Consider the following 23,778-nt stretch of genomic DNA (forward strand, 5'->3'; position numbering starts at 1 on the left):
TTTTATATCATATACTTAAACGAAATATCTCTTTCATGTATAAATAATTCCTACATATATTCTATATAAAGTAACTCTATCAAAAAGTGTTTCTTTCTATAATAAACGTATTATTCATATACCATATCATACAAGGAGGAATATATATGGACTATGCCGATTTATTAATCAAACTAGGTCTCTCGGCTATTTTAGGGTTCGCTATCGGTTTAGAGCGCGAATTAAAACGGAAACCACTTGGTTTAAAAACTTGTTTAGTTATTTCTATTATTAGTTGCCTCCTGACGATTGTTTCTATTAAAGCAGCTTACAATTTACCACATACCGATCATATGAATATGGATCCACTTCGACTTGCCGCTCAAATTGTATCAGGAATCGGTTTTTTAGGTGCCGGTGTTATTTTACGAAGAGGAAACGATAGCATTGCAGGACTAACGACTGCTGCTATGATTTGGGGTGCTTCTGGTATTGGTATTGCTGTTGGGGCTGGATTCTATATCGAAGCGATTTTCGGAATGTGTTTCCTTATGATTAGCGTCGAACTTATACCATTAACAATGAAATTTGTAGGACCGAGATCATTTCGTCAACGTGATATCGCAGTAAAACTTGTTGTACGAAATATGGACAATATCCCAATTGTAATTGAAGAAATAAAAGAAATGGATATAAAAGTTAAGAATATGAAGCTCAAAACATTGGAGAATGGCTCTCACTATTTACATTTGAAATTATCTATCGATCAAAAAAGGCATACTGCTGATGTTTATTACGCCCTCCAGCATCTTGAAAGTGTCCAACAAACTGAATTAGAAAGTATGTAATGTAAAACAAACTCTCTTTTAAATTAGAGAGTTTTTCTTTTTTCTATAATGGTAACAATGTATGTAGTCCTGCAAAGTAAGGAGGAATAAGAGATTGAAATCCCGTCCAAATTTAGTAGATACATTTCGTGATTCCATTATTTTTCGTTTAGTTTGCTTTATTGTTGTACTTACTGCTTTTTCCGGCTTCCTTATACATAGATTAGAGCCATCTCACTTCACCACATGGTTTGATGGAATTTGGTGGTCAATCGTTACCATTTTCACCGTTGGCTATGGTGACTTTGCCCCGCATACACTAATAGGCAAACTTATCGGTATGGGTATTATTTTATTTGGAACCGGTTTTTGTTCTTATTATATGGTTCTGTTCGCCACTGATATGATTAATAAACAATATATGAAAATTAAAGGAGAAGAAGCTGCAACTTCTAACGGGCATATGATTATTGTAGGTTGGAATGAGCGGGCAAAACATGTTGTAAAACAAATGCACATCTTACAACCGAACCTTGATATCGTTTTAATTGATGAAACACTTTCTTTACTTCCAAAACCATTTCATCATTTAGAATTTATAAAAGGTTGCCCCCACCACGATCAAACTTTATTAAAGGCTAATATTACAACGGCTCACACTATATTAATAACAGCTGATAAAGAAAAAAATGAAAGCTTAGCAGATACACAATCCATTTTAAATATTTTAACTGCAAAAGGTCTCAACTCAAACATTCACTGCATCGCTGAACTTCTTACTTCTGAACAAATACAAAATGCAACGAGAGCTGGTGTATCAGAAATTATAGAAGGAAATAAATTAACGAGCTATGTATTTACCGCTTCTCTTTTATTCCCTTCCATTTCAGGCGTACTATTCTCACTTTACGATGAAATCTCTGATAACAAATTACAACTGATGGAGCTTTATCCTTCCTGCACCGGACAAACTTTTGCAAATTGCAGCTATACTCTTTTAAAGCAAAACATTCTCTTACTCGGTATAAAACGCGACGAACAATATATGATTAATCCAGTCCATTCCTTTGTTCTCATTGAAAGCGACACACTCATTGTTATTCACCATTAAGAAAATGTTTTTCTAGTTCCTGCATGAGTACTTTCCCAATATTGATATATTTTCTTTTCACATCTCCATCTGGATCTTTCGGCTCAGCAAATTGATCCATTCCACTCGTTCCAGCTGTTAAAGTATTTACGTGATCATCTAGTTCGTCTTGATATACGTGCGAAAGAATATAAGGCGTTCCAAGACGGACTATTACACCAGGTACATCTAACTCTCCATCTACTGATGTAAATGGCACTCGTAAAAATTGATAGCCATCTTCTTCATCGATTTTGTAATCAAAGCATCCTTTATCGTAATCCCAATTGCCACCAATGTTATACCCAAGTGGCTTCATTATCTCTTCTAACTTATATAACGCATATGTACGTCCTTCTAAATTGGATTGAATCGGAATCAAGCCCATCCCTCCTAGACTTTTTCTTTAGCATACCCACTCTAGTTTGAATATACCGATGGACTTTTCGATGAAATAATAAAAAGCGACCGGAATCCGGTCGCTTTTTATTATTTTAAACGCTCTTCTAATTCTGCTTTTAACTCTTCAAATCCTGGTTTACCAAGTAAAGCAAACATGTTTTTCTTGTATGCTTCTACTCCTGGTTGGTCAAATGGATTTACGCCTAATAAGTAGCCGCTCATCGCACATGCCTTTTCGAAGAAGTATACAAGGTAACCGAATGTGTACTCATTTAATTCAGGGATATTTACGATTAAGTTTGGTACGCCACCATCGCTATGTGCAAGTAATGTACCTTCGTATGCTTTTGTGTTTACGAAATCTACAGTTTCACCAGCAAGGTAGTTTAATCCATCTAAATCGTTTTCTTCTGATTCGATTGTTAGTTCATGTGTAGATTTACCTACTTTCAGAACTGTTTCGAATAAGTCACGACGACCTTCTTGAACGTATTGACCTAATGAGTGTAAGTCAGTTGAGAAGTTTGCTGAAGATGGGAAAATACCTTTTTGATCTTTTCCTTCACTTTCACCAAATAACTGTTTCCACCACTCAGAGAAGTATTGAAGTGCTGGCTCATAGTTAACAAGCATTTCAATTGTTTTTCCTTTATTGTATAAAGCATTACGAACTGCTGCATATTGGTAAGCTGGGTTTTCTTCTAGTTCTGATGTACCGAAGTCACCATGACCAGCAGCTGCACCTTTCATCATCTCTTCAATATTTAAGCCACTTACTGCGATTGGTAATAAACCAACTGGCGTTAATACAGAGAAACGTCCTCCAACATCATCTGGAATAACGAATGTTTCGTAACCTTCGTTATCAGCTAATGTTTTTAATGCACCACGTGCTTTATCTGTCGTTGCATAAATACGTTTGCGAGCTTCTTCTTTTCCATACTTTTCTTCTAATAACTTACGGAAAATACGGAATGCTAGTGCCGGCTCTGTTGTTGTACCTGATTTGGAAATAACGTTAATAGAGAAGTCTTTACCTTCTAATACGTCCATTAAATCTTTCATGTAAGTGGAGCTAATGTTTTGTCCAACAAATAGCACTTGTGGAGTTTTACGTTGTTCTTTAGATAGCGTGTTGTAGAAAGAATGGTTTAACATTTCGATTGCTGCACGTGCTCCTAGGTAAGAACCACCGATACCTACAACAAGTAAAATGTCAGAGTCATTTTTAATTTTTTCTGCGCATTTTTGAATGCGAGCAAATTCTTCTTTGTCATATTGAAGCGGAAGGTCTACCCACCCAAGGAAATCGTTCCCAGCTCCAGTTTTTTCGTGGATTGCATGATGTGTTACTTTCACTGCATCACGTAAATAAGTGATTTCATGTTCACCGATGAAGGATAACGCTTTAGAATAGTCGAACGTTACATGTGTACTCATCTTTTTCCCTCCAATAATGTATATGTATTTCTGTATTCACTTTAGCGAAACTGAAGTTGTAAATCAAGCGATTCAACAATTGTAAACGTAACCAAAATATATTTTTTAGAAAAAGTTCATTTTTTGCATAAAAATTCGCATTTTTCGGTATAGATGTATATACATCCTTTTTCTTATATTTTTTATGTATAAAAACAACATAACTACGCCATTCTATAAAGGAGTTAATTAACTCATCGCTTGCTCATGCTTCACAATTAAGGGGGGCTTTTTCATGAGTACTCTGCAACGTATCGCATTAGTCTTTACTGTAATTGGCGCTGTGAACTGGGGACTGATCGGGTTCTTTCAGTTTGACTTAGTGGCAGCCATTTTCGGTGGACAAAACTCAGCTCTCGCACGTATTATTTACGGTATCGTCGGTATTTCTGGGCTTATTAATCTTGGTTTACTCTTTAAACCATCAGAAAATCTTGGCACTCACCCAGAAACGAACGAAATTCGCTAGTCAGTATGTCTTTATTTCACCTCCGACATACGAATATGATTGCATGCAATCATATTTGCAAATATATATCATAAGACAAAGTAAAAGAGGAACGCTCATATGCGCTCCTCTTTTACTTTGTTAACTCGGACTCTTCAATCCATTCTGTTAGCTTTTTTCGCAGCGTATTAAATCCGTTCTCAGATGGATTTGGTATAAGAATCCGTCCTTGTTTTCTTTTCGCAGCTTTTAACGATAAACTCATTTTTCTGTGTTCTTCATCAATTGAAAGTACTTTTACTTCTACTGTATCGCCGACTTTTAAAAAGTCATGAATATCCTTTACATATCCATTTGTAATTTCAGATATATGCACAAGCCCTTGTGTTTCTGCATCTAACGCTACAAATGCTCCGTAATCTTGAATCCCAGTCACTTTCCCTGTTACAACCACTCCAGTTGTATATTGTTCTGACATATGAAACACTCCCATACGTTTACCATTTTCTCTACAATTGTAGATAGCAAAGCAGATGATTTATTGTTAAATATCCGATTAGTTAGTACGTACCCTAAGTAAAGCTACTCAGAATACGCATACCTTATATTAGTAAATTATACCACTATGACAGAACTCATTCAAAATTAACGAAAAATTTCCTAGAGTACGTATAATTTTCTAATATTGGGATAGAATACTAACACATGGCTTTCTAGTATTCCCCCCCTTTTATGGACAAAACGTATTATGTTTTGTCCTTTTTTTATTTTCTATAAACCGTTCCATTCTCTTCATTGCTTCCATAAGTTGTTCAAGCGATGTTGCATACGAGCAACGAATAAATCCTTCACCACTTTCGCCAAATACACTTCCAGGTACAACAGCCACCTTTTCTTCTAATAATAGCTGTTCTGCAAATTCTGCCGAAGATAGTCCAGTTGAAGAAATAGAAGGAAATACATAAAATGCTCCGCCTGGCACATGACACGTTAAACCCATTTCATTAAACGATGTCGTCATAAAATTACGGCGTTTCTTATAACTATCTCTCATCCGAATTACTTCATCATTCCCCGCGCGTAACGCTTCAAGTGCTGCGAACTGAGACATTGTCGGTGCACACATCATGGAATATTGATGAATTTTGAGCATTAATTCCGAAAATTGAACAGGAGCTGCAATCATACCGAGGCGCCATCCTGTCATCGCAAACCCTTTTGAAAATCCGGAAATTAAAATTGTATGCTCGCGCATATTTTTAATACTCGCGAAACTTGTATATACTTCGTCGTATACAAGCTCTGCATAAATTTCATCAGATAATACAATTAAATTGTACTTCTCAACAATCACTGCTATTTCTTCAAGCTCAGATTTATTTAACATTGCACCTGTTGGGTTATTTGGTGAACAAAGCAAAATTGCCTTTGTTTTCGCTGTAATAGCTGCTTCAATTTGTTCTGGTTGTACTTTAAACTCGTTTTCTAAAGTCGTTGCCACAGGAACCGGAACTCCTCCAGCTAATGTCACAAGCGGTGCATAAGAAACGAAACTTGGTTCAATAATGAGTACTTCATCATCAGGATTTATAATGGCGCGCATCGCTACATCTAACGCCTGACTCGCTCCAACTGTAACAATGATTTCATCGTTCGGATCATAGGATACTGCAAATTGTTTTTTTAGATACTTTGCTATTTCTTGACGAAGTTCCAATAATCCTGCATTTGCTGTATATGATGTATATCCTTGTTCTAAAGAACGGATGCATGCTTGCCTTACATTCCAAGGTGTAACAAAGTCAGGCTCTCCTACTCCAAGAGAAATAACACCTTTCATATTTGCTGCTAGATCGAAAAACTTTCGAATACCAGATGGTTGTAAAGATTCTGCCGTTCTAGATAGTTCAAATTGCTTCATGGTGTCACCACAATGCGCTTATCATCATCGTTTTTTTCGTAAATAATTCCCTCATGTTTATACTTCTTCAAAATGAAATGCGTTGTTGTAGAAACGACAGATTCAATTGTTGCTAATTTCTCAGAAACAAACATCGCTACTTCTCCCATTGTCTTTCCTTCTAATGTAATAGAAAGATCGTATGTCCCTGACATTAAATAAACAGATTTCACTTCTGAATAACGATAAATTTGTTCAGCAACCGCATCGAACCCAACGCCGCGCTTTGGCGTAACTTTCACATCGATCATCGCCGTTAAACCTGTATGTTCTTTCACCTTCGTCCAATCGATATGTGTTACATAATCCACAATAATCTTTTCCGCTTCTAATTTTTCAACCATCTTCTTTACTTCTTCTACTTCTATATTTAACAACTTCGCTAATGTATCTACAGATAATCGACTACTTTTTTCAAGACAAGCTAATAATTCTAATTCCTTTTCTGTCACCATATAAATCATCCTTCCTTTTCGTTTGTGTCTAAATTATACAAATACCCTTTCCAGTTTGAAAAGAAGATTTTTTTAGTGAATTATGTCAAAATAAAGTGAAACTTTAATCCGCACCAATCGGGATTTTACGGACAGTTGCTCTCCCAACTAACCTCTTTACTTGGGCTACTTTTTGAGGTGGGGGGCTTACTGTCCGTTAATAGCCGGGGAAGCGAAACTTTAATCAGTGAAAAAACGCAGGATAAAGTGAAAGGGGATGGAACCGTGAAACCAAAAGTTTATATTGCTGAACCAGTTCCAACATTTGTAGAAAACTATTTATTAGAACACTGTGATTATGAAAAATGGGAGCAAAACGAGAAGGTACCTCGTGATGTCCTATTGGAGAAAATACAAGATAAAGATGGATTATTAAATTTCGGATCTGCTATTAATGAAGAATTATTAGATGTAGCTCCTAACTTAAAAGTAGTAAGCAACATTTCTGTCGGTTACGATAATTTTGATTTACAAGCGATGGAAAAGCGAAATGTAATCGGAACGAATACACCATATGTATTAGATGATACAGTAGCGGACCTTGTTTTCGCTCTTATGTTATCTGCTGGTCGCCGCGTTTGCGAACTTGACTCCTACGTAAAAAATGGTGAATGGAACGCCGAAATTGGAAAAGAGCACTTCGGGCTGGATGTACACCATAGTACAATCGGTATTATCGGAATGGGGCGAATTGGCGAAGCCGTTGCAAAACGAGCGAAATTCGGATTTGATATGAATGTTCTTTATTATAACCGTCGCCGGAAAGAAGAAGCTGAACAAAAATTCGGTGCTACATATTGTGATTTACAGACGCTACTAAAACAGTCTGACTTTATTGTCCTTCTTACTCCATTAACAGATGAAACGTATCACCTTATCGGAGAAAAAGAATTTTCATTAATGAAAGAAACAGCAATCTTTATTAATGCTTCTCGTGGGAAAACAGTAGATGAAGAAGCGTTAATCCATGCGTTAACCGAAAAGAAAATCTTTGCAGCAGGCATTGATACTTTTACACAAGAGCCGATTCAAAAAGATAATCCGCTCTTATCATTACAAAATGTTGTGACTTTACCACACATCGGATCTGCAACATTAAAAACTAGGCAGCAAATGGCTATGACAGCCGCTGAAAATTTAGTTGCAGGGTTACAAGGAAAAACACCGCCTAATATTGTTCGTAGGTAATAATAAATAAGCGAAAGGCAAGATGACATCGTCATCTTGCCTTTTTTTGTTAACATATTTTTTTCTTCCTTGGAAATGATATGAACAAAAATCAATGGAGTGACAAAAAATGAATCACGAATATACTTGTCCTTATTTCACTTTTTCCACTCGCGGCACTACTATTCATTACGAATTGTATGAACATGACAACAAAACAGAACGTCCTACTTTCGTGCTAATTCACGGCTTTTTATCTTCCTCATTCAGTTACCGCCGTCTTATTCCTTTACTATCGAAAGCAGGAACAGTAATTGCTCTTGATTTACCGCCGTTCGGAAAAAGTGATAAGTCTCAGCTCTTTAAGTATTCTTATCACAATTTAGCAACGGTTATTATCGATTTAATTGAACATTTATCTCTCTCAAATATTGTGTTAGTTGGGCATTCTATGGGTGGACAAATTTCTCTCTACGTAAACCGTATACGCCCTGAATTAATCTCAAAGACGATTTTACTATGCAGCTCTAGCTATTTAGCACGCGCAACCTTACCTTTACTGTACTCTTCTTATTTACCGTTCTTTCATTTATACGTAAAGAACTGGATTATACGGCGCGGGATTGTTCATAACTTAATGAATGTCGTTCATGATCACTCATTAATTGACGATGAAATGAAGGAAGGTTACTCCGCTCCTTTTTATGACAACCGTATATTCCCTGCTTTAACTCGTATGATAAGAGACCGTGAAGGTGACTTATCTTCAACTGAATTACAAAAAATCGAAACACCTACACTACTCATTTGGGGTGAAAAAGATCGCGTCGTCCCTGTACATGTAGGGCATCGGCTACACAAAGATTTACCAAACTCGAAATTTATTTCTTACGAAAACACAGGACATTTACTACCTGAAGAAAAGCCTGAACATGTTTATGAAGAAATCATTGCGTTTTCCGCGCAATAATATATAAAAAAGGCTGTCGGAATTTCCGACAGCCTATAATGAACAGCTTCCGCCTTCTTTTATTACAAGTAATTCCACAGCTAACTTCTCACATTTCCCAAGCGCAGGTACTTCCTCAAAAGACATAAAGTATATATGTTGAATCTTTTTTGCGATGTATTTTGGATCGTCGAACACACTTACGACATTCACAACGTCGCTCGCTTCTGTTTCATAAAACTCCGGTCCCATTTGAAACGGATCCCAATTCTTCACAACCTCTATCATCTTTTCATATGCACCCATTCGCTTCCCGCCTTTTCACTTTTTAATACTTTTCTTTATCCTATCACATCAGCTATTCTATAAGAAGAGAGAGAACTTTCATAACTTAACGGTTTACAGAAGAAGGGGGCAAACTTATGCAACTATTTCATAAAACAGTCAATCGACGTGGTACTCATAGTACAAAATGGGATACGTATAAAAACGAAGAACTTATCCACGCTTGGATAGCTGATATGGACTTTGAAGTACCAAAACCAATTCAAACTGCTTTAAAGAAACGTATCGAGCACCCTATTTTCGGCTACACACTTCCTCCCGAAAATATTGGAGATATTATTTGTAACTGGACAAAAAAACAGTACAACTGGGATATTCAAAAAGAATGGATTGTCTTTAGCGCCGGAATCGTTCCAGCTCTTAGTATGAGCATACAGGCCTTCACAAAGGAAAATGAATCTGTTCTCGTACAACCACCTATTTATCCCCCATTTTTCGAAATGGTCACAACAAACAATAGACAATTATGCGTGAGTCCATTACAGAAACAAAATGATACATATGCGATAGACTTCGATCATTTAGAAAAGCAATTTCAACAAGGCGTCAAACTCATGCTTCTTTGTAGTCCTCACAATCCAATTGGGCGTGTTTGGTCAAAAGAGGAACTCACACAACTTGGCACATTATGTACAAAATATAATGTAATCGTTGTCGCGGATGAAATTCATGCCGATATTATTTACGGGGATCGTACTCATACACCGTTCGCTTCTTTATCTGAAGAATTAGCAGCACGCACGATTACTTGTATGGCTCCGAGTAAAACATTTAATATCGCCGGATTACAAGCATCGATTATTATCATTCCAAACGAAAAACTCCGTCAAACCTTTACATCTATCCAATATAGACAAGGTTTCCACGGATTAAATACATTTGCCTATACAGCGATGCAAAGTGCCTATACAGAATGTAACGATTGGCTAAATGAAATTCGATTATATATAGAAGATAACGCTCAATTCGCTTGTGAATATATTAAAGATCACATACCTGCTCTTTCTGTAACGAAACCAGAAGGTAGCTTTTTATTATGGATTGATTGCTCTCGCCTACAGCTTTCTCAAGACGAACGCACCACATTGCTTGAGGAAAAAGGGAAAATCATCGTTGAACCTGGTGAGAAATATGGATTAGGCGGGGAAGAACATATTCGAATTAACATCGGCTGTCCAAGATCTGTTTTAGAAGAAATCTTAAATAGACTGCGCCATACGTTTTCAGAATAAGAAAGGAGGCAATTCGGGAAAACCTTCTTTATCAATATCTTTTCAAATACGTTTCACAAAAAAAGCTACCATGCACGGTAGCTTTTACTTTTCCTTCATATCCGATGCTTTTTTTACAATGACACCACAAGCAATTCGATCACCTGATTTACCTGTTGGTTGTGTCATACCATCATCAGCGTTTTCTGTAATAATAATAGACGCTCCATCTTTTCTATGAATCGTTGTTTTTCCTTCTTCAAGCGTTATGTGCGGTGCATCGATTTCTGCTTTAATTTTTCCAGAACCGTCTGCAATTACATTCGGTAAATCACCATTTTCTGCACCTTTCGGATTAAGAAGACCATGCTTTTTATTATCAGGATTAAAATGATTCCCAGATGATTCAAAACGTGGTGCTTTACACTCACCAATTTCGTGTACATGTATGCCGTGCGGGCCAGGTGCGAAACCTTCCCCTTTAACCGTAATTTTCACTCCGCTTGTTTGCTGCACTACTTTTGCAGTCCCCACTTCATCGCCTGAAGCATTATGTAATTTCACGTCAATTTCTTTCGGCTTTCCTTGGTCACAACCTGCCATCAGAAATAATAAACAACAACTGAAAAAAAGCCGTTTTTTCATTCTATTCCCTCCAAAATATATTCTGCCCTTAGATTGTCCGAGCATAGAGGGAAACATACAAAAATGAGTTACTGTTTCTTTTCCGCTAAAAGTTTTTCTTCAACTTTCTGTAACCGCTCCGCTTCTCGTTTTGATACACGAATGAACATACGCCACGTAGCAACGGCACCAATGATAAATAGAACGCAAACAATCCCTGGAATAATATATTCTGTTTTATCTTCCGGAAAATATAAAGGCATCATATTGAACACTCCTTATGATTGGATTGAAAAACATCAGAATTTTCTGTTATATATCTTTAAATTATAGTTGAACCGATTCATATTCTCAAGGGGGCGTTCCGAAAGAGAAGGATTTCTTTGACTCCTTCGCACACTTTCCTTACTATAAACTTGAGGTGAAAAATATGAGAGAAACATTTGAAATTGGTGAAATCGTTACTGGTATTTATAAAACTGGCAAATACATCGGCGAAGTTACAAATAGCCGTCCTGGCAGTTACGTCGTAAAAGTGTTATCTGTTTTAAAACATCCGGTGCAAGGTGACTTACATAACGTAAAACAAGCTGACGTACCATTTTTCCATGAAAGACGTGCTTTAGCTTTCCGTGAACAGACGAACATTCCGGAGCAAATGGTGAAGAAATATGAAGGAGAAATTCCAGAGTATACAGAGTCACTCAAATTAGCATTGGGAACTCAAATGAATTCATTTTCTGAAGATGATTCACCTTTTGCGGTTCGTAGTCTAGAAACATTAGAACAGTTAAAAAAAGACTACAAACTTTAAAAAAACAAAACGACCAAATTACATACTGTGCAATTTGGTCGTTACTGTGTACTCACTTTCTTTAACACTTTTGAAAAATCAACGAGTTCTCCTAACGTTGGAGGTGCTGGTTTCACTAAATACTCTTTATCTTTTTCTACTAATTTAAAAATATTATACGTCGTCATCGCATCATCTAGCGCACAATGATGCTTACCCGTCCCTGCTTTTCCATACGCTTCAATTGCTTTCCACAATCCTGTTTGATTTCTCTCCCCAAAAAACTTCTTATACTCAAGTGATAAATCACGACACTGTCCTAAGAACGGAAAGTCTACTCTTGCCATTTCACAATTATGCTTCAACACTTTCATATCCATATTTCCCCACGTAACAATGGTTGGTTTACATCTCCTTTCATATTCTGCAAGTTTTTCAACGAGTTCTGGAAATGAAATTCCTTTATCTACGACTTCTTGTTTAATTCCTAAAAATTTCTTACATCGATCCGTTAAAGAAGGAAAAGTTTTCGGCCTAACATGAGCTGAATACGTGTCTTCTACCTTACAGCCAACAACCGAAACGAGTCCTACCTCAATGATTTCCGGGAAAAATCCTTTTGGTTTTTTTCTGTGCTGGGGCATCGTAAACTCAAAATCCAAAAATAAAAATCGTTGTTCATCCATACGATCCCTTCCTTATCATCTTTGTCATTCCTTTCTAATTGACACTCCTACACGAACAAGCTCGAATGCTAATTCCATTTTAAATATTCAGATTGGATGTATCTTATATATATGTCAAATGCCCACAAATATTTTTAAAAATAAGAAAAAATGACCGATGCAGAAAATATGACAAAATAAGCCCTTTCATTTACATCCTCCTTTTTTCTACTTTATAATGACGTTATGTGTGTTTCATCTAGTTAATTTTTTGACACACTAAGAAAAGTGAATGAAAGGAGATGAGAGTTTTGCACGAAACAACGCAAGAGCTCGCAAACTGGCAGTATTATTTTGCTATCGCAGTCTTTTTAATTACATATGCCATTATTATTTCAGAAAAAATTAATCGCGCTGTCATCGCACTTCTTGGTGCAGCACTCATGGTAATTATGGGGGTCGTTGATTTACACAACGCCTTTACGAAACATATTGAATGGGGGACGATTACGTTACTCATCGGTATGATGATTCTGGTGAACATTACGAGTAAATCGGGTGTCTTCCAATACGTTGCCATTAAAGCAGCAAAAGGAGCACAAGGAAATCCAATTAAAATTTTAATTTCACTTTCCTTGCTTACTGCGCTTGGTTCCGCATTTTTAGATAACGTTACAACTGTACTTCTTGTTGTTCCAGTTACTTTATCTATTACGCGCATACTGCAAGTAAATCCTGTTCCTTATTTACTTTCTGAAATTATTTTTTCAAACATTGGAGGAACAGCAACATTAATTGGTGATCCGCCAAATATTATGATTGGTTCTGCAAATAAGCATTTAGATTTCAATGCTTTCTTATTCAACTTAGCACCTATCGTAATCATTATTATTGCTGTTACAGCGACAATACTTTACTTCATGTACCGTAAACAATTAATTGCTGATCCTGTACAAATTAAAAAGTTAATGAGTTTAGATGAAAAGCAATACATTAAAGATCCAGTTTTAATGAAAAAATCTTTAACAGTACTTGGACTTACAATCGTAGGTTTCATGACTCATTCGATTTTCCATGTTGATGCAGCTATCATCGCTTTAACTGGTGCTACTGTACTTATGCTAATCGGTGTGAAAGAACATGAAATTGAAGAGGTATTCGCAAGTGTAGAGTGGGTAACAATCTTCTTCTTCGCAGGACTATTCGTACTTGTTGGAGGACTTATTGATATCGGCCTTATCAAAATGTTAGCTCAAAAAGTAATTGGAATAACAGGCGGAGATGTTTCTTACGCATCTATCCTTATTTTATGGGTATCTGGTATCGCCTCTGCAACAATTGATAACATTCCGTTCGTTGCAACAATGATCCCACTTATTAACGATATGGCAGTTGGGCTAGGTTTATCACCTTCTGACGCACAAATCGACGTATTATGGTGGGCATTAGCATTAGGTGCTTGTCTAGGTGGAAACGGAACATTAATTGGAGCTTCTGCTAACGTAATCGTTGCAGGTATCGCAAGTCGTGAGGGCCATAAGTTTAGCTACATGGAATTCCTTAAAGTCGGCTTCCCAATTATGATCGTTTCATTAATCATTTCTCATATTTATATTTATTTACGCTACCTTATGTAGCAGAAAAGGGCTGTCCTATGTGACAGCCCTTTTTTCTTGTTCAAGGAAATATCGATTAACCAACAAAGAGCTGTTCCAAAATATCTTCGAAACAGCTCCCCACATATATCTACTCGTTATATCTTACCGGCTCATTCCGAATAATGAACAAGTGAATCGGCAAGAACACCGAAAATGTGATGGTATGAATAATTGTAAATAATATAGAGTTCGTTCCGTACCTGTCTAAAATAGCGTAGATGAGATAAATAGACAGCACAATCGATACAGCTGTTGCTAATAAATATAGAATTGGTACGAAGTTAAAAATGAAACATGCAACATATATGCCGAATATTTTCCATCCTGCTTCTTCTTTCAAGAAATCTGGTAATTTGTCTTTTGCTAAATCGCCCCATATTTTACTATTTATAAAAGGAATAAAAGCAAGAGCACCATCCGTTGCACCATCATTTTTCGCCATCGTATACAGTGCAAAAGCCGTTAACAAATACGCAATAACTGCCCAAATCAATATAACAAGAATAAACGCAAAACTAAGAGCAAAGAAACCCGCTAGTACGCCTTGATCTTCCATCTTATCCTCTCCTCTCTACTCTCAACATATTTCATTACTTTACAAGTTATGTTTTAAAATTTATCCAAACTCTCTGTATAATGGTATAAGAAAGGTAATAAGAAAGGAGAACGCACTTATGCATCCATTTGTACAAGCATTACAAGAGCATTTCATAGCTCATAAAAACCTTGAAAAAGCGGAACCGATGGCACGTTATATGAAAAATCACTTCCCATTTCTCGGTATTCAAACACCTGAAAGAAGACAACTATTGAAAGACGTCATCCAAATACATACTCTCCCAGATCAAAAAGACTTTCAAATTATCATACGTGAGCTTTGGGATTTACCAGAACGTGAATTTCAAGCGGCCGCACTCGATATTATGCAAAAATATAAAAAGCATATAAACGAAACGCATATACCGTTTTTAGAAGAACTCATTGTAACAAAATCTTGGTGGGATTCTGTCGATAGCATCGTTCCTACATTTTTAGGTGGTATCTTTTTAAAACATCCGGAATTAATTTCTGCCTATATTCCAAAATGGATTGCATCCGATAACATATGGTTACAACGCGCCGCTATTTTATTCCAGCTAAAATATAAACAAAAGATGGATGAAGAACTTCTTTTCTGGATTATTGGACAACTACATTCTTCAAAAGAATTTTTCATTCAAAAAGCAATCGGCTGGGTCCTTCGCGAATATGCAAAAACAAAGCCCGATGTCGTTTGGGAATACGTGCAAAATAACGAGCTTGCCTCGCTTAGTAAACGTGAAGCAATTAAGCACATTAAACAAAATTACGGAATAAATAACGAAAAAATAGGCGAGACTCTATCATAGATAGACGCGTTCCTCTATTGAGATTTAAAAAAGAACGTGTTAGAATATGTTCATTATTATTAATATAAGTAGCGATGACGGACTTATAAGTACTTGCACAAAAGCGATTCAGGGATAGTGAAAGCCTGAAACCGCAAGGAAACGGCAGTCTCGAGCAATACGTGATAAAGTGGATGCACCTGTTGTGTATCAACTAGGGTGGAACCGCGGGCAAACGCTCGTCCCTAGGCAATTAAGCCTTGGGATGAGCGTTTTTTTATGTTTTCAAAGCATATACCGCTCGTTTCACTAGTATCTGAGCACGTCATCGCCAATACGTTAACTTTCAAAAGGAGGATTTTATTATGTATTCAATGGAACAAGTTGTAAACTTAGCAAAACATCGCGGTTTTGTTTTCCCTGGTTCTGAAATTTACGGTGGTCTTGCAAACACTTGGGATTACGGTCCACTTGGAATCGAATTAAAAAATAACGTTAAAAAAGCTTGGTGGAAAAAATTCATTCAAGAATCTCCACATAACGTTGGTTTAGACGCAGCTATTTTAATGAACCCAAAAACTTGGATCGCTTCTGGTCACGTTGGTAACTTCAACGATCCAATGATCGACTGTAAAAAATGTAAAGCGCGTCACCGTGCTGATAAATTAATTGAAGATGCATTAGATGCAAAAGGCATCGAAATGGTTGTTGATGGTCTTACTTTCGACCAAATGGCTGATTTAATGAAAGAACATGAAGTAAAATGTCCTGATTGTGGTAGCCAAGAATTCACTGAAATCCGTCAGTTCAACTTAATGTTCAAAACATTCCAAGGTGTTACAGAGTCTAGCACGAACGAAATCTTCCTTCGTCCTGAAACAGCACAAGGTATTTTCGTAAACTTCAAAAACGTACAACGCTCTATGCGTAAAAAGCTTCCATTTGGTATCGGCCAAATCGGTAAGAGCTTCCGTAACGAAATCACGCCTGGTAACTTCACATTCCGTACACGTGAATTCGAACAAATGGAACTTGAATTCTTCTGTAAGCCTGGTGAAGATTTAGAGTGGTTCGCATTCTGGCGTGAAACTTGTAAGAACTGGTTACTTTCACTTGGTATGACTGAAGAAAGCATGCGTCTTCGTGACCACGGTGAAGAGGAATTATCTCACTACAGTAACGCAACAACTGATATTGAATTCCGATTCCCATTCGGTTGGGGCGAACTATGGGGCGTAGCATCTCGTACAGACTTCGATTTAAAACGTCACATGGAACACTCTAATGAAGACTTTAACTATATCGATCCACAAACGAATGAGCGTTACGTACCGTACTGCATCGAGCCATCTTTAGGCGCTGATCGCGTAACATTAGCATTCTTATGTGATGCATATGAAGAAGAGCAATTAGAAAACGATTCTCGTACAGTTCTTCGTTTCCACCCTGCTTTAGCACCATACAAAGCAGCTATCTTACCATTATCTAAAAAGCTATCTGAAGGTGCTACTGAAGTATTCGCAGAACTAGCTAAAGACTTCATGGTAGACTTTGACGAAACTGGTTCTATCGGTAAACGTTACCGTCGTCAAGACGAAATCGGTACACCATTCTGTATCACTTACGACTTCGACTCAGTTGAAGACAAAGCTGTTACAGTACGTGACCGTGACACAATGGAACAAGTTCGTATGCCAATTAGCGAACTAAAAGGTTTCTTAGAGAAGAAAATCCAGTTTTAATTATAAAAAAGAGGCGCTCTATTGAGCCGCCTCTTTTTACTTTTCACGTTTTTCTTTAATTGCTACTGTACATCTTGATATACATAGTAAATCATCATTCTCATCAATAATACGTACATCCCAAACCATCGTTGAATGTCCTCTATGTATCGGTGTTCCAATCGCTGTTACAATTCCATCTTTCTTTGAGCGAATGTGATTTGCATTAATTTCTAGACCGAAACAGATGCATTTCTCTTGATCAATTAAATTGTATGAACCGACACTTGCTACTGTTTCTGCTAATGCAAGAGATGCACCACCGTGTAAAAAACCAAACGGCTGATGCGTACGCTCATCAACAGGCATCGTAGCAACCACCTTATCTTCTGTCATCTCTAACAACTCAATTCCAAGTGAATCCATTAAAGTTTTTCCCATATCGTTTCCTCCTTCTCTTACTTTAATTGAATGTATAATTTTACCTATTTATTTTCAAACTACTTATAACACTTATATAAGGAGGTTTCACCTAAATGAAACAGAAATTTTGTATATTACTGCTTATGTTCTCCTTGCTGACTATTGTACCAAATTGTGCACTAGCAGCCAAAGCATCCAACCTGACAATCGATGTTCAGACTGTAACACAAAAAGGTAAGAAACCTTATATAGAATATCAAATTAACAGACCTTCGTTTCACAATTTTTCCGATTCTAAATTTCAAAATAAGCTCAATTTCTATTACAAAAAATCTACTGACAAATTTAAAACCAAATTAGAAAAAGACGCAAAAAAATATTATAAAGAAACGGAAGGATCTAGCACACCTTTTCATCCGTACGTGGCGAATGTTGATTATAAAGTTTCCTTAAATAAACCACCCTTACTCAGCCTATATTTGAATTACTATCAATATACAGGCGGAGCACACGGTCTTTATACGTGGAAGGCAAACACATTTGATTTAAAAGAAAAAAAGTTACTACACTTAGACGATTTATTTCAACAAGAAGATAAGTATAAAGAAATAATCCGCGCTGAGATCGTAAGGCAAATTAAACAAAATGAAGGCATTTATTTTCCCGATGCAACTGAAAAGGTCATGAGCACGAAAAAGTTCCACTTCTTTTTAGAACCGGACAATCTCGTCATTTATTTCCCTTTATATGAGATTGCTCCTTATTCAAGCGGAATTCCTCAATTTCGTATTCCGTATACGTTGCTAAGAGATTATTTGAAGCCTTCTTATCAAAATATTTTGATTGACAACAAGTAAATATTTTCGCTACGATAATGTTAACCTAAAAACAACAGGAGGTTAACATTATGAGAAGATTTCATGTTTTAGATTTAGCATTAGCTGCCATGTTCGTCGCTCTTATGGCCATTGGTGCAAATATTGTATCTTGGGCACCATTCCTGCAAGTGGCGGGCATCCCATTATCTATGCAACCATTTTTCGCAATTTTAGCAGGGCTTCTTCTTGGAAGTAGACTTGGCGCATTATCAATGACTGTGTATATGCTCGTTGGCTTAGCTGGTGCACCAATCTTCGCTAACTTCAAAGCTGGATTTGGAGCACTTTTAGATCCTACTGGTGGTTTTATTATTGCATTTATTATCGTTGCTTACGTATCCGGAAAACTAGTAGAACAAAAAGAACGACCAACATTCAGTACATTTGCAATTGCCTCTTTCACAGGAATCATTTTAACTTATATTATCGGTACTACTTATATGTACGGGGCAGTCAATTTCTTTATGGGTGGTAATATGAGTTATAAAGCTGCTTGGATGATTATGATGTGGTTTGCAGTAAAAGATATTGCATTTACAATTATCGGTGCTATTATCGCACCTCGCATATACTATGCTGTACGCCGTTCTGCTTATCAGCATTCTCATTCGAAGATTTCATAATAAAAAGAGTTATCTTACTATGTTAAGATAACTCTTTTTTGTTTTTTCGACAATATACGACACATATTAAAAATGATTTTTGTTATGCTAATTCAGCAAATTAGATATTTTGCACATCTAATTAGAACAATGTTTTGGAGGAAAATCAGTGAATCTATCAAAAAATACACTTATTAAAGTAAGTGTCGGAGTACTATCTTTATTTTTCATAGTAGGTATGAGTATCGGCTACAAATTATATGGAAATAGCGAGTTAGGAATGTCATATACCATTGGAAACGGCCTAGCATTTTTCTTTTTCATTCTTACTATAGTTAGTTTATGCGCGGCTTTAATCTTTATTGTTATTGGGTTAATTAAGAAAGTACGAAAATTACCAGCAAAAAAATCGTTAGTAACATCTATAATACTATTTCTTACAACAGTTATATCCGTCATCGTTCTTCTCTTTACGATAACAAAAGTAACAAATATGGAAGAGGAGTATCAAGCTCTTCAAGCCCAAAAGAAAAAAGAAGCTAATTACTTAATTGCAGCAGCATCTTTTTATAATAATATAAATACTTTTAAATATGCAGCATCTTACGTATTATCCGAGTATTCAACTACATGGTCAAGTGCAATAGATAAAAGACATGACTTTAATAATGCACTAAGCTCTAAGAGAACAGAAATTGATGGAATGATTACAACCGTTGATACGTTTTATAGCAATATGGGAAATGATTTAAAGTTAGTCTCTGAAGCTGCAAAAGAACAGCCTAATAAATATAAAGAAACCTATGAAGAATATAAAAAGATATATGGGATTATCACTGCGCTTAACGAACAGGCCCAATCTCCAAGTGGCAGCTTAATTTCATTTAATCAAAACGTTAATGCATTAATTCAGGAATACAAAAAAGCAGCTGGTAATATTAATATCGCTATTACTGATGAAATAAAATCCAAAGCTGATGAGCTAAAGCCTACTGATCAAAAGTAAAGACACTCTCGAGAGAGTGTCTTTTTTTCTCAAAAAAATCCCCTTTAGATTAAGCAGTAAATACGTTCCTTTACCGCTCATCCAACAGGGGATTATATCACTATATTAAGACTGTTGCTTCGTGTGTTCTTCTAAAATTTTCTGCATCATTGGAACCATTTCATCACGTAATTCTGGGTGTTGCAGGGCCATTTCGATTGTCGTCTGAACGAATCCTAACTTCTCACCTACGTCGTAGCGCTTTCCTTCGAAATCGTAAGCGAATACACGTTGAATTTCGTTTAAGTTTTGGATTGCATCTGTTAACTGAATTTCCCCACCAGCACCAACATGTTGCTGTTCTAAGAACATGAAGATTTCAGGTGTTAAAACGTAACGTCCCATAATTGCTAAGTTTGAAGGTGCTGTACCTGCTGCTGGTTTCTCAACGAAATTGCGAACTTGGTAACGACGTCCTTCCTGCTCTAATGGGTCGATAATTCCATAACGGTGTGTTTCATCTTCTGGAACCGTTTGTACACCAATAACAGAAGAAAGCGTTTTATCATATTCTTCAATTAATTGACGTAAACATGGTTTTTCAGCTTGAACGATATCATCACCTAATAAAACAGCGAATGGCTCATCACCGATGAATTTACGCGCACACCAAACTGCATGCCCTAATCCTTTTGGTTCTTTTTGACGGATATAATGAATGTCTACCATTTTTGAAGAAGCCTGTACTTTTTCAAGTAACTCATACTTTTTCTTTTCTAATAAGTTTTGCTCTAACTCAAATGCATTATCAAAATGATCTTCAATAGAGCGCTTCGTTTTACCAGTAACGATAATAATATCTTCGATTCCTGATTTTATTGCTTCTTCTACAATGTATTGAATAGTTGGTTTATCTACTATCGGTAACATTTCTTTTGGCATTGCTTTTGTTGCTGGTAAAAAACGTGTTCCTAATCCAGCTGCTGGGATTATCGCTTTTCTTACTCTTTTCATCACAAAATACCCTCTCTTCTGTCAGAATCAATAACGATCATTTCCTTACATAGAACAAAAGGGAGGTTTCACTCCCTTTTGTTCCCTACTACTTAAAATTACTTTATATTATAAACGATTCATAATATCTTCTTTAATAGTAAGTAACTTTTGCTCACTATTTTGTAAAGAATTATCTTGAACACCGAAGTAGAACTTAATCTTCGGTTCAGTTCCAGATGGGCGTAGGCAGAACCAAGAACCATCTTCTAATTGATATTTTAACACATTTGATTTCGGTAAGTGAATCTCTTCTTTATGTCCATCTTGTAAAGATGTAACGATGCTCGCTTTATAGTCTTCAACAGCTACAACTGTTAAACCCGCTACTTCTTTCGGAGGATTTTCACGGAATGTTGCCATCATTTCTTGAATTTGTTCCGCTCCATCTTTTCCTTTTAACGTTAGCGATACAAGATCTTCACGGAAGAAACCGTACTTCTCAAATACTTCTAATAGACCATCGTATAACGTTTTACCTTGTGATTTGTAGTATGCAGCTACTTCACATGCAAATAAAACAGATTGTACTGCATCTTTATCACGACAGAATGGACGGATTAAATAACCATAGCTTTCCTCATAACCGAATTGGAATTCGTATTGTCCGCTTTCTTCATACTGTTTAATTTTCTCACCGATAAATTTAAATCCAGTTAACGTATCAACTGTATCTAAACCGTATGCTTTCGCGATTGTACGGCCAATTTCAGACGTTACGATTGTTTTTAATACAACACCGTTCTCTGGAAGTGTTCCGTTTTCTTTCTTTTGAGATAATAAGTAATCAAGCATTAATGCACCTGTTTGGTTACCAGTTAATACTTGGAACTCACCATCGTGATTACGAACTGCAACGCCTAGGCGGTCTGCGTCAGGATCCGTTGCGATTAACACATCTGCGCCTACCTTCTCACCGTCACGAATTGCATACTCAAACGCTGCATGCTCTTCTGGGTTCGGTGATTTTACTGTAGAGAAGTTCGGATCTGGTAACTCTTGCTCTTTTACAACTGTTACATCTGTAAATCCAACTTCTTCTAAACCACGGCGTACAGAAATATTTGATGTTCCATGTAATGGTGTAAAGACGATTTTTAAGTCTTTTCCAACATTTTGTACCATTTCTTTATTAATGATGACATTGTTCAATTCTGTTGCATATGCATCATCTACTTCTTGTCCAATAATATGTAATAAACCGTCAGCTTTTAATTGCTCCACATTAGCAACTTCAACTGTTAACTCATCCTCTACTGCATTTACATAGCTAATTAACTCATCAGCTTCTTTTGGAGGCAACTGCCCACCATCTTCACCATATACTTTATAACCGTTATATTCCGGCGGATTATGGCTTGCCGTAAGAACGATTCCACTTACTGTATGTAAATGACGAACTGCGAAAGAAAGCACTGGCGTTGGACGTAAGCTTTCAAACACATATGTTGTGATACCGTGTGCACCAAGTGTAGCAGCTACTTCCATTGCAAATTCAGGTGATTTATGACGAGAATCGTACGCTACAACAACACCGCGCTTCTTCGCTTCTTCACCTAATTTTTCAATAAACTTCGCTAATCCTTGTGTTGCTTTACGAACTGTATATACGTTTAAACGGTTCGTACCAGCACCAAGTTCACCACGCATACCACCTGTGCCGAATTCTAGATTTTTATAAAAGCTGTCCTCAATTTTCTTCTCATCTTGCTTCATGTTTTCTAACTGTTCTTTTAGTTCTGCGTCTAACTCTGCATATGAAAGCCAGCGACTAAATTCTTGTTTCCAGTTCATATCTCTATCTCCTCTCGCTTGTCTTACCTTTATTATATGAAAAAAACAACCTGTATCTCAATATTTTTTACAATCTAACAGGATTTTACTAGGAATATTTGTATACACTATGGTTAAATACTCCACTAAAGGGAATGAGGATTATGCAAGAATGGGGCTTGTCAGAAGAGCTCAAAATACAAACAAAGCAAATGATTGAAATTGCTGAGAAAGAATTATCAATTATGAGACAAGCAATTGATCAAGAAGATGAATGTATTTTGTGCAAAATGGAAGATATTCATCATATGTTAGCAAACGTACAAACATTGGCAGCTACATACTATATTCAAGCGTATTTATCACCTTATACGGAAAGCTCACATTCTATTACAGCAACTGTCCAACATTTAAGCGCCCGAAAACACGGGGCTCTTATTGTTGTGGAAAGAAACGAGCCGCTTGACTCTCTCATTCAAACTGGAACAACATTACATGCTCATTTAACCTCACCGTTACTTGAATCTATTTTCTATCCAGGTAACCCTCTTCATGACGGAGCCGTTCTCGTTAAAAATAATCATATTGTTTCAGCTGCCAATATTCTTCCGTTAACGAAAAGCACAGAAGTTGATCCCGAGCTAGGAACACGTCACAGAGCTGCAATTGGTTTATCAGAAAAAAGCGATGCACTTATTTTAGTTGTCTCTGAAGAAACAGGTCGCACTTCATTTGCCTTAAATGGGACGTTGTATACGATTTCTTTATAAAGTGAAACTTTAATCAGTGGGGGGCTTCATCCCCCACTGATTATTAGTTGAACCAATCGGGCTTTTATGGGCAGTT

Annotated in this window: 27 protein-coding genes; 14 read left to right on the forward strand and 13 right to left on the reverse strand. The window is 36.6% G+C overall.

Annotation, left to right across the window (positions count from 1 at the left end):
- Positions 1-146: 146 nt before the first annotated feature.
- Together J0835_RS24120 and J0835_RS24125 are read left to right on the forward strand one after the other, a co-directional pair.
- The gene (locus tag J0835_RS24120) at positions 147-827 is read left to right on the forward strand and encodes an MgtC/SapB family protein (protein ID WP_000384161.1); all 681 of its coding nucleotides are present in this window, start codon (positions 147-149) and stop codon (positions 825-827) included.
- A gap of 94 nt (positions 828-921) precedes the next feature.
- Entirely contained in the window at positions 922-1,917 is a 996-nt protein-coding gene (locus J0835_RS24125) for a potassium channel family protein (protein ID WP_087982760.1), read from the forward strand.
- On the opposite strand, the gene J0835_RS24130 is transcribed toward J0835_RS24125, so the two are convergent.
- On the reverse strand, positions 1,904-2,317 hold the full coding sequence (locus tag J0835_RS24130; protein WP_140386925.1) for a YugN-like family protein: 414 nt from the start codon (positions 2,315-2,317) through the stop codon (positions 1,904-1,906). The two genes, J0835_RS24125 and J0835_RS24130, sit on opposite strands and share 14 nt — an antisense overlap.
- 107 nt (positions 2,318-2,424) lie before the next feature.
- Positions 2,425-3,777, reverse strand: a complete 1,353-nt coding sequence (locus tag J0835_RS24135; protein WP_000103655.1) for a glucose-6-phosphate isomerase — start codon at positions 3,775-3,777, stop codon at positions 2,425-2,427.
- 274 nt (positions 3,778-4,051) lie between these two features.
- On the opposite strand from J0835_RS24135, the gene J0835_RS24140 reads away from it, so the two are divergent.
- A complete protein-coding gene (locus J0835_RS24140) occupies positions 4,052-4,285 on the forward strand; it encodes a DUF378 domain-containing protein (RefSeq protein WP_000105788.1) in 234 nt (77 codons plus the stop codon).
- A gap of 112 nt (positions 4,286-4,397) precedes the next feature.
- On the opposite strand, the gene yugI is transcribed toward J0835_RS24140, so the two are convergent.
- The 3 genes from yugI to J0835_RS24155 form a co-directional block, all read right to left on the reverse strand.
- A complete protein-coding gene (gene yugI / locus J0835_RS24145; protein WP_048561623.1) occupies positions 4,398-4,742 on the reverse strand; it encodes a S1 domain-containing post-transcriptional regulator GSP13 in 345 nt (114 codons plus the stop codon).
- 252 nt (positions 4,743-4,994) lie between these two features.
- Positions 4,995-6,185 (reverse strand): aminotransferase, encoded by a 1,191-nt coding sequence (locus J0835_RS24150; RefSeq protein WP_087982765.1) that lies wholly within the window; start codon positions 6,183-6,185, stop codon positions 4,995-4,997.
- Positions 6,182-6,679 carry an Lrp/AsnC family transcriptional regulator gene (locus J0835_RS24155; protein ID WP_000255701.1) on the reverse strand — a complete coding sequence of 166 codons (498 nt, stop codon included), beginning with the start codon at positions 6,677-6,679 and terminating at the stop codon, positions 6,182-6,184. Before J0835_RS24155 ends, J0835_RS24150 begins: the two co-directional genes overlap by 4 nt.
- Positions 6,680-6,925: 246 nt before the next feature.
- On the opposite strand from J0835_RS24155, the gene J0835_RS24160 reads away from it, so the two are divergent.
- Together J0835_RS24160 and J0835_RS24165 are read left to right on the forward strand one after the other, a co-directional pair.
- Positions 6,926-7,906 (forward strand): 2-hydroxyacid dehydrogenase, encoded by a 981-nt coding sequence (locus J0835_RS24160; RefSeq protein WP_140386926.1) that lies wholly within the window; start codon positions 6,926-6,928, stop codon positions 7,904-7,906.
- A gap of 109 nt (positions 7,907-8,015) precedes the next feature.
- Complete coding sequence (locus J0835_RS24165; RefSeq protein ID WP_087982769.1) at positions 8,016-8,855, forward strand: alpha/beta fold hydrolase; 840 nt, start codon at positions 8,016-8,018, stop codon at positions 8,853-8,855.
- Between the two features lie 33 nt (positions 8,856-8,888).
- Here J0835_RS24165 and J0835_RS24170 read toward each other — a convergent pair whose 3' ends face one another.
- The gene (locus J0835_RS24170) at positions 8,889-9,140 is read right to left on the reverse strand and encodes a YugE family protein (RefSeq protein WP_087982771.1); all 252 of its coding nucleotides are present in this window, start codon (positions 9,138-9,140) and stop codon (positions 8,889-8,891) included.
- Between the two features lie 116 nt (positions 9,141-9,256).
- Between J0835_RS24170 and J0835_RS24175 the strand changes: the two genes are divergently transcribed.
- Positions 9,257-10,411 (forward strand): MalY/PatB family protein, encoded by a 1,155-nt coding sequence (locus J0835_RS24175; RefSeq protein WP_087982773.1) that lies wholly within the window; start codon positions 9,257-9,259, stop codon positions 10,409-10,411.
- A gap of 84 nt (positions 10,412-10,495) precedes the next feature.
- On the opposite strand, the gene sodC is transcribed toward J0835_RS24175, so the two are convergent.
- Together sodC and J0835_RS24185 are read right to left on the reverse strand one after the other, a co-directional pair.
- Entirely contained in the window at positions 10,496-11,035 is a 540-nt protein-coding gene (gene sodC / locus J0835_RS24180; RefSeq protein WP_087982775.1) for a superoxide dismutase [Cu-Zn], read from the reverse strand.
- Between the two features lie 68 nt (positions 11,036-11,103).
- The gene (locus J0835_RS24185) at positions 11,104-11,280 is read right to left on the reverse strand and encodes a hypothetical protein (protein ID WP_000982763.1); all 177 of its coding nucleotides are present in this window, start codon (positions 11,278-11,280) and stop codon (positions 11,104-11,106) included.
- 164 nt (positions 11,281-11,444) lie between these two features.
- Between J0835_RS24185 and J0835_RS24190 the strand changes: the two genes are divergently transcribed.
- Positions 11,445-11,828 carry a kinase-associated lipoprotein B gene (locus J0835_RS24190; RefSeq protein WP_087982777.1) on the forward strand — a complete coding sequence of 128 codons (384 nt, stop codon included), beginning with the start codon at positions 11,445-11,447 and terminating at the stop codon, positions 11,826-11,828.
- A 41-nt stretch (positions 11,829-11,869) separates the two neighbouring features.
- Here J0835_RS24190 and kapD read toward each other — a convergent pair whose 3' ends face one another.
- Complete coding sequence (gene kapD / locus J0835_RS24195) at positions 11,870-12,493, reverse strand: 3'-5' exonuclease KapD (RefSeq protein WP_000344365.1); 624 nt, start codon at positions 12,491-12,493, stop codon at positions 11,870-11,872.
- Positions 12,494-12,783: 290 nt separating this feature from the next.
- Between kapD and J0835_RS24200 the strand changes: the two genes are divergently transcribed.
- Entirely contained in the window at positions 12,784-14,109 is a 1,326-nt protein-coding gene (locus J0835_RS24200) for an ArsB/NhaD family transporter (RefSeq protein ID WP_000545212.1), read from the forward strand.
- 109 nt (positions 14,110-14,218) lie between these two features.
- Here J0835_RS24200 and J0835_RS24205 read toward each other — a convergent pair whose 3' ends face one another.
- Positions 14,219-14,686 carry a hypothetical protein gene (locus tag J0835_RS24205; protein WP_087982779.1) on the reverse strand — a complete coding sequence of 156 codons (468 nt, stop codon included), beginning with the start codon at positions 14,684-14,686 and terminating at the stop codon, positions 14,219-14,221.
- A 118-nt stretch (positions 14,687-14,804) separates the two neighbouring features.
- On the opposite strand from J0835_RS24205, the gene J0835_RS24210 reads away from it, so the two are divergent.
- Together J0835_RS24210 and J0835_RS24215 are read left to right on the forward strand one after the other, a co-directional pair.
- Positions 14,805-15,518: a DNA alkylation repair protein gene (locus J0835_RS24210; protein ID WP_087982781.1), complete on the forward strand. Its 714-nt coding sequence runs from the start codon at positions 14,805-14,807 to the stop codon at positions 15,516-15,518.
- Between the two features lie 344 nt (positions 15,519-15,862).
- Positions 15,863-17,239 (forward strand): glycine--tRNA ligase, encoded by a 1,377-nt coding sequence (locus J0835_RS24215; RefSeq protein WP_060488162.1) that lies wholly within the window; start codon positions 15,863-15,865, stop codon positions 17,237-17,239.
- Between the two features lie 36 nt (positions 17,240-17,275).
- On the opposite strand, the gene J0835_RS24220 is transcribed toward J0835_RS24215, so the two are convergent.
- Positions 17,276-17,659 carry a hotdog fold thioesterase gene (locus J0835_RS24220; protein ID WP_000520763.1) on the reverse strand — a complete coding sequence of 128 codons (384 nt, stop codon included), beginning with the start codon at positions 17,657-17,659 and terminating at the stop codon, positions 17,276-17,278.
- 95 nt (positions 17,660-17,754) lie between these two features.
- Between J0835_RS24220 and J0835_RS24225 the strand changes: the two genes are divergently transcribed.
- From J0835_RS24225 to J0835_RS24235, 3 genes are all read left to right on the forward strand, one after another.
- Complete coding sequence (locus J0835_RS24225) at positions 17,755-18,498, forward strand: DUF3298 and DUF4163 domain-containing protein (RefSeq protein ID WP_087982783.1); 744 nt, start codon at positions 17,755-17,757, stop codon at positions 18,496-18,498.
- A 50-nt stretch (positions 18,499-18,548) separates the two neighbouring features.
- Complete coding sequence (locus J0835_RS24230; RefSeq protein ID WP_087982785.1) at positions 18,549-19,142, forward strand: biotin transporter BioY; 594 nt, start codon at positions 18,549-18,551, stop codon at positions 19,140-19,142.
- A gap of 148 nt (positions 19,143-19,290) precedes the next feature.
- Entirely contained in the window at positions 19,291-20,127 is an 837-nt protein-coding gene (locus J0835_RS24235) for a hypothetical protein (RefSeq protein WP_087982787.1), read from the forward strand.
- A 105-nt stretch (positions 20,128-20,232) separates the two neighbouring features.
- Here the strand turns inward: J0835_RS24235 and galU are convergent, their stop codons facing one another.
- Both galU and J0835_RS24245 read right to left on the reverse strand, forming a co-directional pair.
- Positions 20,233-21,120 carry a UTP--glucose-1-phosphate uridylyltransferase GalU gene (galU, locus tag J0835_RS24240; RefSeq protein WP_000832650.1) on the reverse strand — a complete coding sequence of 296 codons (888 nt, stop codon included), beginning with the start codon at positions 21,118-21,120 and terminating at the stop codon, positions 20,233-20,235.
- A 108-nt stretch (positions 21,121-21,228) separates the two neighbouring features.
- A complete protein-coding gene (locus J0835_RS24245; RefSeq protein WP_087982789.1) occupies positions 21,229-22,953 on the reverse strand; it encodes a phospho-sugar mutase in 1,725 nt (574 codons plus the stop codon).
- Between the two features lie 143 nt (positions 22,954-23,096).
- Between J0835_RS24245 and cdaS the strand changes: the two genes are divergently transcribed.
- Positions 23,097-23,702, forward strand: a complete 606-nt coding sequence (cdaS, locus tag J0835_RS24250; protein ID WP_087982791.1) for a sporulation-specific diadenylate cyclase CdaS — start codon at positions 23,097-23,099, stop codon at positions 23,700-23,702.
- Positions 23,703-23,778 lie beyond the last annotated feature (76 nt).

Origin of the sequence: Bacillus cereus group sp. Sample62 (assembly GCF_036851315.1) — a bacterium.
GTDB lineage: Bacteria > Bacillota > Bacilli > Bacillales > Bacillaceae_G > Bacillus_A > Bacillus_A wiedmannii.

What these genes read in the sequence shown, in the direction of transcription:
- J0835_RS24120 (WP_000384161.1), top strand. Translation starts at nt 147, where the DNA reads ATGGACTATGCCGATTTATTAATCAAACTAGGTCTCTCGGCTATTTTA.
- J0835_RS24135 (WP_000103655.1), bottom strand. Translation starts at nt 3,777, where the DNA reads ATGAGTACACATGTAACGTTCGACTATTCTAAAGCGTTATCCTTCATC.
- J0835_RS24140 (WP_000105788.1), top strand. Translation starts at nt 4,052, where the DNA reads ATGAGTACTCTGCAACGTATCGCATTAGTCTTTACTGTAATTGGCGCT.
- yugI (WP_048561623.1), bottom strand. Translation starts at nt 4,742, where the DNA reads ATGTCAGAACAATATACAACTGGAGTGGTTGTAACAGGGAAAGTGACT.
- J0835_RS24150 (WP_087982765.1), bottom strand. Translation starts at nt 6,185, where the DNA reads ATGAAGCAATTTGAACTATCTAGAACGGCAGAATCTTTACAACCATCT.
- J0835_RS24155 (WP_000255701.1), bottom strand. Translation starts at nt 6,679, where the DNA reads ATGGTGACAGAAAAGGAATTAGAATTATTAGCTTGTCTTGAAAAAAGT.
- J0835_RS24165 (WP_087982769.1), top strand. Translation starts at nt 8,016, where the DNA reads ATGAATCACGAATATACTTGTCCTTATTTCACTTTTTCCACTCGCGGC.
- J0835_RS24170 (WP_087982771.1), bottom strand. Translation starts at nt 9,140, where the DNA reads ATGGGTGCATATGAAAAGATGATAGAGGTTGTGAAGAATTGGGATCCG.
- J0835_RS24175 (WP_087982773.1), top strand. Translation starts at nt 9,257, where the DNA reads ATGCAACTATTTCATAAAACAGTCAATCGACGTGGTACTCATAGTACA.
- sodC (WP_087982775.1), bottom strand. Translation starts at nt 11,035, where the DNA reads ATGAAAAAACGGCTTTTTTTCAGTTGTTGTTTATTATTTCTGATGGCA.
- J0835_RS24185 (WP_000982763.1), bottom strand. Translation starts at nt 11,280, where the DNA reads ATGATGCCTTTATATTTTCCGGAAGATAAAACAGAATATATTATTCCA.
- J0835_RS24190 (WP_087982777.1), top strand. Translation starts at nt 11,445, where the DNA reads ATGAGAGAAACATTTGAAATTGGTGAAATCGTTACTGGTATTTATAAA.
- kapD (WP_000344365.1), bottom strand. Translation starts at nt 12,493, where the DNA reads ATGGATGAACAACGATTTTTATTTTTGGATTTTGAGTTTACGATGCCC.
- J0835_RS24205 (WP_087982779.1), bottom strand. Translation starts at nt 14,686, where the DNA reads ATGGAAGATCAAGGCGTACTAGCGGGTTTCTTTGCTCTTAGTTTTGCG.
- J0835_RS24210 (WP_087982781.1), top strand. Translation starts at nt 14,805, where the DNA reads ATGCATCCATTTGTACAAGCATTACAAGAGCATTTCATAGCTCATAAA.
- J0835_RS24215 (WP_060488162.1), top strand. Translation starts at nt 15,863, where the DNA reads ATGTATTCAATGGAACAAGTTGTAAACTTAGCAAAACATCGCGGTTTT.
- J0835_RS24220 (WP_000520763.1), bottom strand. Translation starts at nt 17,659, where the DNA reads ATGGGAAAAACTTTAATGGATTCACTTGGAATTGAGTTGTTAGAGATG.
- J0835_RS24225 (WP_087982783.1), top strand. Translation starts at nt 17,755, where the DNA reads ATGAAACAGAAATTTTGTATATTACTGCTTATGTTCTCCTTGCTGACT.
- J0835_RS24230 (WP_087982785.1), top strand. Translation starts at nt 18,549, where the DNA reads ATGAGAAGATTTCATGTTTTAGATTTAGCATTAGCTGCCATGTTCGTC.
- galU (WP_000832650.1), bottom strand. Translation starts at nt 21,120, where the DNA reads ATGAAAAGAGTAAGAAAAGCGATAATCCCAGCAGCTGGATTAGGAACA.
- J0835_RS24245 (WP_087982789.1), bottom strand. Translation starts at nt 22,953, where the DNA reads ATGAACTGGAAACAAGAATTTAGTCGCTGGCTTTCATATGCAGAGTTA.
- cdaS (WP_087982791.1), top strand. Translation starts at nt 23,097, where the DNA reads ATGCAAGAATGGGGCTTGTCAGAAGAGCTCAAAATACAAACAAAGCAA.